At 68.1% G+C, this 14,039-nt stretch carries 9 protein-coding genes; all 9 read right to left on the bottom strand.

Annotated features, from left to right (window positions below):
• Positions 1–28: 28 nt before the first annotated feature.
• The 9 genes from ACFPPA_RS18285 to tal all read right to left on the bottom strand — a co-directional run bounded on the left by ACFPPA_RS18285 (position 29) and on the right by tal (position 14,000).
• Complete coding sequence (locus tag ACFPPA_RS18285; RefSeq protein WP_377322546.1) at positions 29–3,103, bottom strand: efflux RND transporter permease subunit; 3,075 nt, start codon at positions 3,101–3,103, stop codon at positions 29–31.
• A 5-nt stretch (positions 3,104–3,108) separates the two neighbouring features.
• On the bottom strand, positions 3,109–4,269 hold the full coding sequence (locus tag ACFPPA_RS18290) for an efflux RND transporter periplasmic adaptor subunit (RefSeq protein ID WP_377322547.1): 1,161 nt from the start codon (positions 4,267–4,269) through the stop codon (positions 3,109–3,111).
• Between the two features lie 82 nt (positions 4,270–4,351).
• A complete protein-coding gene (locus ACFPPA_RS18295; RefSeq protein ID WP_377322549.1) occupies positions 4,352–5,827 on the bottom strand; it encodes an efflux transporter outer membrane subunit in 1,476 nt (491 codons plus the stop codon).
• Positions 5,828–6,048: 221 nt separating this feature from the next.
• Positions 6,049–8,100 carry a transketolase gene (tkt, locus tag ACFPPA_RS18300; protein ID WP_377322551.1) on the bottom strand — a complete coding sequence of 684 codons (2,052 nt, stop codon included), beginning with the start codon at positions 8,098–8,100 and terminating at the stop codon, positions 6,049–6,051.
• Between the two features lie 116 nt (positions 8,101–8,216).
• On the bottom strand, positions 8,217–8,873 hold the full coding sequence (locus ACFPPA_RS18305) for a VIT1/CCC1 transporter family protein (RefSeq protein ID WP_377322635.1): 657 nt from the start codon (positions 8,871–8,873) through the stop codon (positions 8,217–8,219).
• A 101-nt stretch (positions 8,874–8,974) separates the two neighbouring features.
• Positions 8,975–9,517, bottom strand: a complete 543-nt coding sequence (locus tag ACFPPA_RS18310; protein ID WP_377322553.1) for a cytochrome b — start codon at positions 9,515–9,517, stop codon at positions 8,975–8,977.
• A gap of 69 nt (positions 9,518–9,586) precedes the next feature.
• Complete coding sequence (gene pgm, locus ACFPPA_RS18315) at positions 9,587–11,239, bottom strand: phosphoglucomutase (alpha-D-glucose-1,6-bisphosphate-dependent) (RefSeq protein ID WP_377322555.1); 1,653 nt, start codon at positions 11,237–11,239, stop codon at positions 9,587–9,589.
• A complete protein-coding gene (gene pgi / locus ACFPPA_RS18320) occupies positions 11,236–12,900 on the bottom strand; it encodes a glucose-6-phosphate isomerase (RefSeq protein WP_377322557.1) in 1,665 nt (554 codons plus the stop codon). Before pgi ends, pgm begins: the two co-directional genes overlap by 4 nt.
• The gene (tal, locus tag ACFPPA_RS18325) at positions 12,897–14,000 is read right to left on the bottom strand and encodes a transaldolase (protein ID WP_377322559.1); all 1,104 of its coding nucleotides are present in this window, start codon (positions 13,998–14,000) and stop codon (positions 12,897–12,899) included. The genes pgi and tal overlap by 4 nt, the downstream gene beginning before the upstream one ends.
• Positions 14,001–14,039 lie beyond the last annotated feature (39 nt).

Raw genomic sequence — 14,039 nt, forward strand, 5'->3', positions numbered from 1 at the left:
CCTCGATGCCGCCTGGGCGGCAGGGCCATCAGGCCTCCGGGAGCGGGTCCTCGTGCAGCAGCTTCTGCTCGTCCGAGCGCGCCTCGCCGTGATGATCGGTGGACAGCAACAGGTAGAACGCGGGCACCACGAACAGGGTGAAGATGGTGCCGATCGCCAGGCCGGTGGAAATCACCAGGCCCATGTTGAAGCGGCCCGCCGCGCCGGCGCCGGAGGCGATCACCAGCGGCAGCACGCCCAGCACCATCGCCGCCGTGGTCATCAGGATCGGCCGCAGGCGCACCGCCGCGGCGTGTTCGATCGCCTCGCGCTTGCTCATGCCGGCCAGTTGCGACTGGTTGGCGAATTGCACGATCAGGATGCCGTGCTTGCTGATCAGGCCCATCAGGGTCACCAGGCCCACCTCGGTGTAGATGTTGAGGCTGGTGAACAGGTTGACGAAGATCAGCGCGCCGAACAGCGCCAGCGGCACCGAGACCAGGATCACGATCGGATCGCGCAGGCTGTTGAACTGCGCGGCCAGCGCCAGGAACACGATGATCACGGCGAACAGCAAGGTGGCGGCGAAACCGCCGGACTCCTGCGTGAACTGGCGCGACTGGCCGGCGTAGTCGACGTTGTAGCCGGTCGGCGCGACCTGATGCACCAGATCGCGCAGGTAGGCGAGCGCCTCACCCTGCGACAGGCCGGATACGCCGGAGATCGTCGCCGAGTTGAGCTGCTGGAAGCGGTTCAGCGAGCGCGGCACGACCTGGTTGGTGATCTTCGCCACCGTCGCGGCCGGGATCACCGAGCCGTCGGGCACGCGGATGTAGTAGTCCAGCACCTGCTTCGGGTTGAGCCGGTCGACCTGCAGCACCTGCGGGATCACCCGGTAGGAGCGGCCGGAGATCGAGAAGTAGTTGACGTAGCCGCCGCCCAGCGCCGAACCGAGTGCGGACCCGACATCCTGCTGGGTCAGTCCCAGCGTGGTGATCATGTCGCGATCGAGGCTGACCGTGCTCTGCGGCTTGTCCACCTTGAGGTCGGAGTCGATGAAGTAGAACTTGCCGCTGGCCTGCGCCTTCTGCAGCACCTGCGACGCCACCTCGTTGAGGTTCTGGAACGGCTCGGTGGTGGTGATCACCACCTGGATCGGCAGGCCCGAGGCACCCGGCAGCGGCGGGAACTGGAACGCCGCCACTCGTCCGCCGGCGATGCCGTTCCACTTCTGCTGCAGCACCTGCTGCAGTTCGTGGGCGCTGCGGTGGCGCTGATCCCACGGCTTGAACAGCACGCCGCCGATGCCCTGGTTGACGGTGGGTACGCCGGTCAGCTGGAACATCTGCTGGTATTCCGGCAAGTCCCTGGAGAGGTCGAACATCTCCGTCGCGTAGACGTTCATCTGCTGCGCGGTCGCGTTCGGTGCTCCCACGATCTGGCCGACCACGATGCCCTGGTCCTCTTCCGGGGCCAGTTCGGATTTCGAGGTCATGCCCAGCGCGAAGGTCGCCAGCAGCAGCAGCCCGGCCATCACGATGACCACCGACGAGGTCGACAGCGTGTTGTGCAGCATCCGCTGGTAGCCGCGGTGCAGGCGATCGAACTGGCGGTCGATGAACTGCACGAAGCGGCCGCTTTCCTGCTCGCTGCGGAAGAACTTCGCGGCCATCATCGGCGACAGGGTCAGGGCGATCACCGCCGACACGGTCACCGCGCCGGCCAGGGTGAACGCGAACTCGGTGAACAACGCACCGGTGAGGCCCTTCTGGAAACCGATCGGCACGTAGACCGCGATCAGCACCACGGTCATCGCCAGGATCGGCCCGCCCAACTCGCGCGCGGCCAGCAGGGCGGCCTGCAGCGGGGTCTTGCCCTCCTCCTTCATGTGCCGGTCGACGTTCTCGACCACGATGATCGCGTCGTCCACCACCAGGCCGATCGCCAGCACCAGCGCCAGCAGGGTCAGCAGGTTGATCGAATAGCCCAGCGCCAGCATCACGAAGAAGGTGCCGATCAGCGACAGCGGCATCGCGATCACCGGGATGATCACCGCACGCAGGCTGCCCAGGAACAGGAAGATCACCAGCGTGACGATCAGCAACGCCTCGGCCAGGGTCTTGACCACCTCGGTGATCGAGCTGTTCACGAACTCGGTGCCGTCGTAGACGATTTTCCCGGTCAGCCCGCTGGGCAGCTGGGCCTGGATGTCGGGGAACGCTGCGCGCACACGCTTGGCCACGTCGAGCACGTTCGCGTCGGGCGCGACCTTGATGCCGATGAACACCGAGCGCTTGCCGCTGAAGGCCACGTTGAAGTCATAGTTCTCCGAGCCCAGCGACACGGTGGCCACGTCCTGCAGGCGCACGATCGCCCCGTTGACCTGCTTGATCGCCAGCTGCTTGAACTCCTCCACCGAGTGCAGGTTGCTGTCGGCGGTCAGGTCGACGGTCACCGCCTGGCCCTTGCTGGAGCCGACCGCGGCCAGGTAGTTGTTCGAGGCCAGCGCCGCGTTCACGTCACTGGCGGTGATGCCGTGCGCCGCCATCCTGGCCGGGTCGAGCCAGGCGCGCAGGGCGAACTGGCGTGCACCCAGCAGCTCGGCGGTCTGCACGCCGTCGATCGAATCGAGCTTGGGCTTGACCACCCGCGCGAGGTAGTCGGTGATGTTGTTGCTGGGCAGCACATCGCTGTAGAAGCCCATGTACATCGCGTCGATCGTCTCGCCGGTCTGCACGTTCAGCACCGGCTGCTGCGCCTGCGGCGGCAGCTGGTTCTTCACCGAATTCACCTGGGTGGTGATCTCGGTGAGCGCGCGGTTGGCGTCGTAGTTCAGGCGCAGGGTGGCAGTGATGGTGGACTCGCCCTGCACGCTGCTGGAAGACAGGTAGTCGATGCCCTGCGCCTGCGAGATCGCCTGCTCCAGCGGCTGGGTGATGAAGCCGGCCATGGTCTGCGCATCGGCGCCGTAGTAGGCGGTGCTGACGGTGACCGTGGCGTTCTCGGTCTTCGGGTACTGGCGCACCGTCAGGCTGCTGACCGCACGCACACCGAGCACCAGGATCAGCAGACTGACGACGATCGCCAGCACCGGCTTTTTGATGAACAGGTCGGTGAAATTCATGGCGATCAGTGTTCCTGCGGCGCGGGGTTCGCGCTGTCGGCCGGCTGCACGCGGTTGTCGATCACGATCGGCGCGTCGTTCTTCAGCTTGATCTGGCCGCTGGTGACGACCACGGTACCGGCCTTGATGCCCTTCACGATCTCCACCTGGTCACCGCGGGTCTCACCCAGGGTGACAAAGGTCTGCTTCACCGTGGCGGGCAGCGGCCGGCCCTTGTCGTCCTTGCCCTTGGACGGCTGCACCACGTACACGGTGTCGCCGTAGGGGTTGTAGACGATCGCCGCCTGCGGCAGGGTCAGCTGGCGCTGCTCGTGGCCGACGTCGACGCTGACCTTGGCGAACATGCCCGGGGTCAGCGCCTTGTCGTGGTTCGGCACGGTGGCTTCCACCTGCACGTTGCGGGTGCCCAGATCGACCTTGGGGTTGATGGCGCTGAGCTTGCCGCTGAAGCGGCGGCCCGCATACGCGTCCAGCTTCAGATTCACCGTCTGGCCCACCTGCAACCGGCCCAGTTCGCTCTGCGGCACGTAGAAATCGACCAGCAGGGGATCGAGCTGCTGCACCGTCACGACCATCGCGCCGGCGCTGAGGTAGTCGCCGGGACTGGTGGTGATGATGCCGGCGCGGCCGGTAAACGGTGCGCGCAGCTGCTTCTTCGCGACCACCACTTTCTGCTGCGCCACCGCGGCCTGCTTGCCCTTGAGGTCGGCGGCGGCGGTGTCGTAGTCGGCCTTGCTGATCGCCTGCGCGGCGAGCTGCTTGCGCGCCCGCTCGAAGGTGAGCTGCGACAGCTGCGCCGCGGCCTCGAGCTGGTGCAGCTGGGCCACGTCGTCGCCATCGCGCATCTGCAGCAACACCTGGCCCTGCTTCACGTCCTGGCCGGATTTCAGGTTGACCGCGGTGACCAAGCCGGCGACATCCATCGCCAGGTCGGCGCCGTTCGCCGCACGCAGCGTGCCGACGGCACTCAGTGCCGGCTGCCAGGGCCGTTCGCGGGCGGTGGTGGTGCTGACCGTGGACGGCGCCGGCTGGGGCATGCTGTGGATCATGCGCATCACCAGCAGTACCTTGATGCCGACGATCAGGGCGATCAGCAGCAGTACCCCGCCGATCATCCAGAGCATGCGCTTGGTGGTGCCGGGCTTCTTGTCGACGCGCGTGGTCATGCGCGATCTCCTTGGGTTATGGCGATCATCCACGATCGCGAAAGTCAAAAAGCGGACATCCCGTCCGCACTCATGGATGGAGCTAAGGCTTCTGGCTGGCCACCGAGGTGTCACTGCGCCAGCCGCCACCGAGGGCGGCATACAGCGCAGCGGTATCGGCCAGCCGGGCGGCGCGTGCCTGGATCAGGCTGATGCGCGCCTGCTGGTAGCTGCGCTGGGCGTCGAGCAGGTTGAGATAGCCGGTGGCGCCCAGCCGGTATTGCTGGCGGGTCAGGTCCAGTTGCTGCGACGCCGCGCTTTCGGCGATGGCCTGCGCGGCCAGCCCCTGCGCATCGTATTGCAGCGCCTGCAGCGCATCGGCGACGTTCTGGAACGCGACCAGCACGGTCTGCTGCCAGTCCGCCACGGCCTTGTCCAGGCCAGCCTGGGCGGCGCGCTTGCGGTGCAACAGCTCGCCGCCGTGGAACAGCGGCTGGGTCAGGCCCAAGCCCAGTGACCAGGCGCCGGTGCCGGCGGAAAACAGGTCGCCCGCGCGCAGCGCCTGCGAGCCGGCGCTGCCGGAAAGGGTGATCTGCGGCAGCATCGCCGCGGTGGCCACGCCGACCCCGGCCGACGCTGCATGCAGTTGCGCCGAGGCCGCGCGGATATCCGGGCGCTGATCGACCAGGGTCGAGGGCAGGCTCACCGGGATGTCCTGCGGCAGGCTGATCGCATCCAGGGTCAGCGGCGACAATTCCAGTTGCGCCGGTGTGGTGCCCAGATAGGTCGCCAGCTGATTGCGAGTGGCGGCGAGCTGGGCGCGCAGCGGCGGCAGGGTGGCCTCGGTGATCGCCAGCTGGGTGCGCACGGCCAATGTGTCGGACAGCGATTTCGAGCCGATCTGCTGCTGCTGCCGGGCGATCCGCAGACTCTCGCGCTGGAAGCCGAGGATCTCCTCGGTCGCGCGCAGCTGCTCGCGCAACGAGGCCTCCTGCAGCGAGGCGGTTACCACGTTGGCGGCCAGGGTCAGATAGGTGGTGTCGAGTTGGGCGCGCTGATAGTCGGCCTGCGCCAGTTGCGCCTCGATGCCGCGGCGCACGCCGCCGAACAGATCCAGCGTATAGCCCACGCTGACCGAGGCGTTGTAGATGGTGAACGGGCCGAGTCCGCCGGGAGCGCCGGATTGCGCTGCCGACTGCTTCTCGCGGGTGGCGCCGGCGGCGGCGTCCAGTGACGGGAACAGGCCGCCGCGAGTCGCATTGGCGTTTTCCTGCGCCTGGCGCAGCGCGGCCTGGGCCGAGGCAATCGTGGGGCTGTGGCTCAGCGCGGTGTTCACCCGGCGGGTCAGCTCGGGATTGTCGAACGTGGTCCACCAGCGTGCGGGCACGTCGCGGCCCTGCATGAAGCGCTGCGCATCGCCATCGGCGGCGTGGGCCGACGTCGTGGCGGCAGGCAGCGCCTGGGCCGTGTAGCGATCGACCGGCGGCGCATCCGGGCGCCGGTAATCGGGGCCGACGGCGCAGCCGGCGAGGGACAGCCCGATCAGCACCGCCAGCGCGTGGGCGCGGCCGGTCCGCACGATGGGCTTCAGGTCAGACAGATGACTGGACAAGGGAATGGCCTGGGCAGGGTGGGAGCCGGCCCGGACAATAACATACCGACAAGTACACATATACATGACGATGAGCACAGGCGCGGCCGCGCCGACCTGTGAACAAAGTCGGCCCCGTCGGCCGTTCGCGCGGGCCATGGCGAACGCCCCAGGCCAGCTGCCGGGGGCGTTCGTCACCCGCCGCCGCCTCAGCTCCCGAGCAAGGCGCGGGCCCGGCGGACCACGTTGTCGACGGTAAAGCCGTATTCGCGCAGCAACACCCCGGCCGGTGCGGAGGCACCGAAGCGGTCGATGCCCAGCATGTCGCCCTGCTCGCCGGTGTAGCGGCGCCAGCCCTGCGCCACGCCCAGCTCCACCGCCAGTCGCGCGGTCACCGCCGGCGGCAGGACCTGGTCGCGATAGCCCGGCGATTGCGCGTCGAACAGTTCCCAGCTCGGCATCGACACGCAACGCACTGCGATGCCACGGCCCTGCAGCTGTTCCGCCGCGGCCAGGATCAGAGCGACCTCGGAGCCGCTGGCGATCAGGATCAGCGCCGGCTTGCCGTCGGCCGGATCGCTCAACACGTAGGCGCCCCGGCGCAGGCCTTCGGCGCTGGCGTAGCGCCCGCGGTCGAGCGTGGGCAGGTTCTGCCGGGTCAGCGCCAGCAGCACCGGGTGCGCGGTCGACTCCACCGCCACTTTCCACGCCACCGCGGTTTCGTTGGCGTCGGCCGGACGGATCACGGTGAGGTTGGGGATCGCGCGCAGGCTGGCCAGCTGCTCAATCGGCTGATGGGTGGGGCCATCCTCGCCCAGCGCGATGCTGTCGTGGGTGAACACGTGCACCACGTGCACGCCCATCAGCGCGGCGAGGCGGATCGCCGGCCGCATGTAGTCGGAGAAGATCAGGAAGGTCGAGCCGTACGGCAGGAAACCGCCGTGCACGGCCAGGCCGTTGGCGATCGCACCCATCGCGTGCTCGCGTACGCCGAAGTGCAGGTTGCGCCCGGCGTAACTCCAGCCGCCGCCATCGGAACCCTGGGTGTCCTGCTCCGCGGTCGCCGCCGGATTGAAATCGCCCAGGCCTTTCAGGTTGGTGTGGGTGGAGGAATCGAGGTCCGCCGAGCCACCGAACAGGGCAGGCAGTTTCGGCGCGATCGCGTTCATCACCTGGCCGCTGGCGACGCGGGTGGCGATGCCCCTGGCGTCGGCGGGAAACACCGGGATGTCCGCATCCCAACCCGGTGGCAGCTCGCCACGCAGGCGACCCTGCAGTTCCTGCGCCAGTTCCGGGAAAGCGTTCGCATAGCCGTCCAGACGTCCATTCCACTCACGCTGGGCCCGCGCTCCGCGCTCCAGCGCCTCATGGAAGTGGTCGAGTGCGGGTTTCGGCAGCAGGAAGTCGGGCTCCACCGGCCAGCCCAGCTTCTGCTTGGTCTTCTTCACGTCCTCGACGCCCAGCGGCGAGCCGTGCGCCTTGAACGAATCCTGTTCGGGCGAGCCGTAGCCGATATGCGTGCGCACCAGGATCAGCGATGGCCGCGCGGTGTCGGCGCGCGCGGCCTCCACCGCGGCATCGATCGCGGCCAGGTCGTTGCCATCGTCCACCTTGATGGTCTGCCAGCCATACGCCTCGAAGCGCCGTGCGCGGTCCTCGGAGAACGTGATGTCGGTGCCGGCGGCGAGGGTGACGTAGTTGTCGTCGTACAGGCAGATCAGCTTGCCCAGTTTCAGGTGCCCGGCCAGCGAGGCCGCCTCGCTGGCCACGCCCTCCATCAGGTCGCCGTCGCTGACGATCGCCCAGGTGCGATGGTCGATCACCCGGTGGCCGTCGCGGTTGTAGCGGGCAGCCAGATGCGCCTCGCCGATCGCCATGCCGACCGCGTTGGCCAGGCCCTGCCCCAGCGGCCCGGTGGTGATCTCCACGCCGGGCGTGTGACCGTATTCGGGATGCCCGGGCGCCTTGCTGCCCCACTGGCGAAAGTGTTTGAGGTCATCCAGCGAGAGGTCGTAGCCGGTCACGTGCAGCAGGCTGTAGAGCAGCGCCGAACCGTGTCCGGCCGACAGCACGAAGCGGTCGCGGTCGACCCAGTGCGGATCGGCCGGGTGGTATTTCATGTGCTTCGTCCACAGCACGTAGGCCATCGGCGCTGCACCGAGCGGCAGGCCGGGATGGCCGCTGTTGGCGTTCTGCACCATGTCCACCGAGAGGAAGCGGAGCGTGTCGATGCATTGCTGGTCGAGTGTGGCGTCGGTCATGGAACTAGCCTCGGGCGGACGGGACGGGAATGAGCTCCCGTCAGGATGCCCGGGCGCAGGTCAAGCGCACGTCATGCCGCCGCACATGGCGCGGGGGCCGTCCGTCCGCCGTCGGGTCAGCCCGTCACACCGAACAGCATGCCGACGCCGGTGGTGATCGCCATGGCCAGCGCACCCCAGAACGTGATGCGGATGACGCCGGTGCGGATCCTGGCGCCGCCGGTGCGGGCAGCCAGCCCGCCGAGGACGGCCAGGAAGATCAGCGAGGTGATGAAGACCGACCACAACAGCACCGAGGCGGGACTCAGCAGCACCACCAGCAGCGGCAGCGCCGCGCCGATCGCAAAGCTCAGCGCCGAGGCACCGGCGGCCTGCAGCGGCTTGGCCCGCAGGATCTCGGTGATGCCCAGCTCGTCGCGGGCATGCGCATCCAGCGCGTCGTGCGCCATCAGCTGCTCGGCGACCTGATTGGCCAGCGCCTTGTCCAGCCCGCGGCCGACGTAGATCGCCGCCAACTCCTTGTGCTCGCCGGCCTCGTCGGTCAGCAGTTCGTGCCGTTCCTTCTCCAGCTCGGCGTGTTCGCTGTCGGCCTGCGAGTGCACCGACACGTATTCGCCGGCCGCCATCGACATCGCGCCGGCGACCAGCCCCGCACTGCCGGCGATCAGGATCGCCTGGCCGGAAGCGTGCGCCGCCGCCACACCCAGTACCAGGCTGGCGGTGGAGACGATGCCGTCGTTGGCGCCGAGCACGGCCGCGCGCAGCCAGCCCATGCGACCGGTGAGATGCCTTTCGTTGTGGTGGCGTCGAGACACGCATGTGCTCCGTGGTCAGGGGGTTTGCATGCTCCGTGCCCGGTGCGGGGACGGCATGTTCAGAGCATCCGGGTCAGGGTGTTGTCGCGGCGGCGATAGTGATGCCACAGCGCGGCCAGGATATGCAGCGCGATCACGTAATAGAAGATCGTGCCGATGGTGCCATGGATATGCTCGAACTGGTGCCCCAGCGCGCGGTCGGGCTGGCCCACGAACGACGGCAGCAGGGTCACGCCGAACAGGGCGACCGGCTTGCCCTCGATCTGCAGGGTGATCAGGCCCAGGATCGGCTGGATCAGCAGGAACGCATACAGGGCCACATGGGTGAGCTTGCCCAGCAGTTCGCTCCAGTGCGGCGGTGGCGGGGAAATCGGCGGCTGGCCGTTGCGCCGGCGCAGCCACAGGCGGGGCAGCACCAGCAGCAGCACGGCGAGCCCGGCGACGAAGTGCGAGCCGAGTATGTTGGCGCGTGCGGCACTGCCCCTGGCGAACAGCTCGAACAGGTTGATGCACAGGTAGGCCAGCAGCACCAGCGCGAACATGAGCCAGTGCATCCGCCGACTGGATGCCGCGTAGCGAGATTTCAGGTCCGTCGATGACATGGGTGATCCCGATGAGGTGGAGAGAGGCGGCACAGCCCGCGCCCGGCGACGATCCCGCGACGCCCGCGGTCAGTCGCCCGCGATGGCGGCGTCGACGATCTTCTGCGCCTCGGCGAGAATGCCGTGCAAATCTTCGCGATTGCTGAAGCTCTCCGCATAAATCTTGTAGATCGCCTCGGTGCCGGACGGGCGCGCGGCGAACCAGCCACTGGCGGCAACCACCTTGATCCCGCCGATCGGCGCGCCGTTGCCGGGGGCATGGCTCAGCACCTGCTCGATCTTTTCGCCGGCCAGCCGCTCGATCTTCAGCTGATCGGGCGACAGTTTCGCGAGCCGGGCCTTCTGCGCCGGGGTGGCCGCGGCCTCGACCCGGTCGGCGAACGGCTCCCCCAGTTCGCTGGTCAGCCGGGCGTACAGCTGGCCCGGGTCCTTGCCCTCGCGGGCGGTGATCTCGGCCGACAGCAGCGCCGGCACGAGGCCGTCCTTGTCGGTGGTCCACACCGAACCGTCGCGGCGCAGCAGCGAGGCGCCCGCGCTTTCCTCGCAGCCGAAGCCCAGCGAGCCATCGAACAGGCCCTCGGAGAACCACTTGAAGCCGACCGGCACCTCGTACAGCTTGCGCCCCAGCCGCTTCGCCACGCGGTCGATCAGGGTCGTGCTGACCACGGTCTTGCCTACCGCCGCGTTCGCGCTCCACTGCGGGCGGTGGGTGAACAGGTAGTCGATCAGCACGGACAGGTAGTGGTTCGGCTCCATCAGCCCGCCGCTGCGGGTGACCACGCCGTGGCGATCGTGGTCGGTGTCGCAGGCGAACGCGACGTCGTACTGCTCCTTCAGTCCGATCAGCCGCTGCATCGCGTACTTCGACGACGGATCCATGCGGATTTTGCCGTCCCAGTCCACCGTCATGAACGCGAACTGCGGGTCGACCGTGTCGCTGACCACGGTGAGGTCGAGCTTGTAGCGCTCGGCGATCGGTGCCCAGTAGTGCACGCCGGCGCCGCCCAGCGGATCGACGCCCATGTGCACGCCGGCGCTGCGGATCAGGTCGAAGTCGATGACGTTGGCGAGGTCGGTGACGTAATGGTTGAGGTAGTCGTGCGGATGCGTGCTGGCGGCCTGGCGCGCCTGCGCGAACGGTATCCGGCGGACCCCGTTCAGGCCGTTCTCGAGCAGCGCGTTCGCGCGCTGCTGCACCCAGCCGGTGATCTCGGTATCGGCCGGGCCGCCGTTGCTCGGGTTGTACTTGAAGCCGCCGTTGTCCGGCGGATTGTGCGATGGCGTGATCACGATGCCGTCGGCCAGGCCGGTGGTGCGGCCCTTGTTGTAGACCAGGATCGCGTGCGAGATCGCCGGCGTCGGGGTGAACTCGCCGCCGGCCGAGATCATCGTCTCGACGCCATGGGCGGCCAGCACTTCCAGCGCGTCCTCGAACGCCGGCTGCGACAGCGCATGGGTATCAAAGCCGACGAACAGCGGGCCGTCGATGCCCTTGCCCTGGCGGTACTCGCAGATCGCCTGGGTGATCGCCAGGATATGCGCGCGGTTGAAGCTGCGTTCGAGCGAGCTGCCGCGATGGCCGGAGGTGCCGAACGCGACCCGCTGGGCCGCTACCGACGGATCCGGTTTCAGGTCGGCATACGCCGCCAGCAGCCTGGGCATATCGACCAGGATCGACGTCGGTGCCGGCTTGCCGGCAAGCGGGCTGATCTTCTGGGTCATTTCGTTTCCGGGGTCGTGCCGTCACGCAGCTGGCGATAGCGACGGATCAGGCGGTTGGTCGAGCTGTCGTGGGCGAGCGTCGGTTCGTCGGTCGCGGTCAGTTCGGCGATGGTCGTCTTCGCCAGCTGCTTGCCCAGCTCCACGCCCCACTGGTCGAACGAATCGATGCCCCAGATCACGCCCTGCACGAACACGCTGTGCTCGTACAGCGCGATCAGCGTACCCAGCGCATGCGGGGTCAGCCGCTCTGCGAGGATCGTGCTGCTGGGCCGGTTGCCGCTGAACGTGCGATGGGGCACCAGCGCCTCGGGCGTGCCTTCGGCACGCACCTGCTCCGCGCTCTTGCCGAACGCCAGCGCCTCGCCCTGGGCGATCAGGTTCGCCATCAGCAGGTCGTGCTGGTCGCCGCCGCCGCGGACCGGCAGCGGATTCAGGCTCTGGCCGAAGCCGATGAAGTCGCACGGCACGATGCGTGTGCCCTGGTGGATCAGCTGGTAGAACGAATGCTGGCCGTTGGTGCCCGGTTCGCCCCAGTAGATCGGGCCGGTGGCGTAGTCCACGGCGGTGCCGTCGAGGGTCACGCTCTTGCCGTTGCTCTCCATCGTCAGCTGCTGCAGGTAGGCCGGGAAGCGCTTCAGGTATTGCTCGTACGGCAGCACCGCCACGCTGGCGGCATCGAGGAAGTTGTTGTTCCAGATCGCCAGCAGGCCCATCAGCACCGGCAGGTTGCGTTCGTACGGGGCGTGCCGGAAGTGTTCGTCCATCGCGTGGAAGCCGGCCAGCATCTCGCGGAACCGCTCCGGCCCGATCGCCAGCATGGTCGACAGCCCGATCGCCGATTCCATCGAATAGCGCCCGCCGACCCAGTCCCAGAAACCGAACATGTGCGCGGTGTCGATGCCGAACTTCGCCACTTCGTCGGCGTTGGTGGAGACCGCCACGAAATGCTTCGCGATCGCCTTCTCGTCGCCCAGCGCGTCCAGGCACCAGGCGCGCGCGGCCTGGGCATTGCTCAGCGTCTCCAGCGTGGTGAAGGTCTTCGAGCAGACGATGAACAGGGTCTCGGCGGCGTCGAGGTCGCGGGTCGCCTCGACAAAGTCGGTGCCGTCCACGTTCGACACGAAACGGAAGGTCATCTCGCGCGCGCTGTAGTCGCGCAACGCCTCGTAGGCCATCACCGGGCCGAGGTCGGAGCCGCCGATGCCGATGCTGACCACGTTGCGGATGCGCTTGCCGCTGTGGCCCAGCCAGCTGCCGCTGCGCACCCGGTCGGCAAACGCCGCCATGCGGTCCAGCACGGCATGCACGTCCGCCACCACGTCGTGGCCGTCGACCAGGATCTGCTCGCCGGCGGGCGCGCGCAGCGCCACGTGCAGCACGGCGCGGTTCTCGGTGGTGTTGATCCGCTCGCCGCCGAACATCGCCTCGGTATGCCCCGGCAGATCGCAGGCCGCGGCCAGTTCGCGCAACAGGCGCAGGGTGTCGCTGTCGACGCGCTGCTTGGAGTAATCCAGGTACAGGCCGACCTCCTCGAGCGCGAACGCCTCGCCGCGCTGCGGATCGTCGGCAAACAGCTCGCGCAGGTGTTTCTCGCCGATCACGGCGGCGTGTTGCTGCAGTGCCTGCCAGGACGGCAGTCTCCTCAGTCTCGAATGGCTCATCGCAGTGCCGGCCCCCCGGCCTTGTCGTCCAGCGCGCTGGCCTTGTCGGCGATCCGCTGCAGCAGTTGCTGCCAGGATTTGACGAACGCCTGGGCACCTTCCTGTTGCAGTTTCAGCGCCAGCGCGTCGACATCCACGCCGGCCTTGCCGATCCGTGCCAGCACGGCGTCCGCATCGCCGCCGTCGATCGCCATCACGCCCTCCAGCCGGCCGTGATCGGCGAATGCCTGCAGGGTCTTCTCCGGCAGCGTGTTGACCGTGTTGGGGGCGGCCAGCGCGCTGACGTAGAGGGTGTCCGGGGCGGCCGGATCCTTGGTCCCGGTGCTGGCCCACAGCAGGCGCTGTGGCCGTGCGCCGGCGGCCGCCAGCTTCTGCCAGCGCGGCGAGTCGAGCAGTTCGCGATAGGCGCGGTAGGTCTGCTGGCCCACCGCGATGCCGAGCTTGTTGTGCAACTCGTCCGGCAACTGCTTGTTGCTGGCCACGTCCCAGCGGCTGATGAACAGCGAGGCGACCGAGCCCACGCGTGGGTCGAGCTTGGCGTCGATGCGCCGTTCGATGCCGCGCATGTACGCCTCGGCCGCGGCAAGGTAATGCGCGCAGGAGAACAGCAGGGTCACGTTGATCGGGATGCCCAGGAAGATCGCTTCCTCGATCGCCGGGATGCCTTCCGGCGTGCCGGGAATCTTCACGAACAGGTTGTCGCGCCGGGCGGCGGCGTGAATCTGCCGGGCCGCCGCGATCGAGCCGGCGCTGTCCTGCGCCAGCAGCGGGGAGACCTCCATCGAGACCCAGCCATCGACGCCGGCGGTGCGCTGGAACACCGGCTCGAACAGGTCGGCGGCGCGGCGCAGGTCCTCCAGCGCCAGCTCGATGAAGAGCTTCTCGCCGGAAAGGCCGGCCAGTGCCTTGGCATGGATGCAGGCGTCGTAGGCATCGCCGTCGCCGATCGCCGCATCGAAGATGCTCGGGTTGGAGGTCAGCCCGGTGACCGAATCCTCGCTGATGTAGCGCGCCAGGGTGCCGTCGTCCAGCAGGGTGCGGGTGATGTTGTCCAGCCACAGGCTCTGGCCGAGGTCATGCAATTGTCGGGTCGCTTTCATGCTTGCTCCAGGACGTCAGTTCGATGCAACGGGTTCGAT

Origin of the sequence: Rhodanobacter ginsengisoli (assembly GCF_042657065.1) — a bacterium.
GTDB classification, from domain to species: Bacteria; Pseudomonadota; Gammaproteobacteria; order Xanthomonadales; family Rhodanobacteraceae; genus Rhodanobacter; species Rhodanobacter ginsengisoli.

Coding starts and splice junctions, on each gene's coding strand:
- ACFPPA_RS18285 (WP_377322546.1), bottom strand. CDS start 3,103: ATGAATTTCACCGACCTGTTCATCAAAAAGCCGGTGCTGGCGATCGTC.
- ACFPPA_RS18290 (WP_377322547.1), bottom strand. CDS start 4,269: ATGACCACGCGCGTCGACAAGAAGCCCGGCACCACCAAGCGCATGCTC.
- tkt (WP_377322551.1), bottom strand. CDS start 8,100: ATGACCGACGCCACACTCGACCAGCAATGCATCGACACGCTCCGCTTC.
- ACFPPA_RS18305 (WP_377322635.1), bottom strand. CDS start 8,873: ATGGGCTGGCTGCGCGCGGCCGTGCTCGGCGCCAACGACGGCATCGTC.
- ACFPPA_RS18310 (WP_377322553.1), bottom strand. CDS start 9,517: ATGTCATCGACGGACCTGAAATCTCGCTACGCGGCATCCAGTCGGCGG.
- pgm (WP_377322555.1), bottom strand. CDS start 11,239: ATGACCCAGAAGATCAGCCCGCTTGCCGGCAAGCCGGCACCGACGTCG.
- pgi (WP_377322557.1), bottom strand. CDS start 12,900: ATGAGCCATTCGAGACTGAGGAGACTGCCGTCCTGGCAGGCACTGCAG.
- tal (WP_377322559.1), bottom strand. CDS start 14,000: ATGAAAGCGACCCGACAATTGCATGACCTCGGCCAGAGCCTGTGGCTG.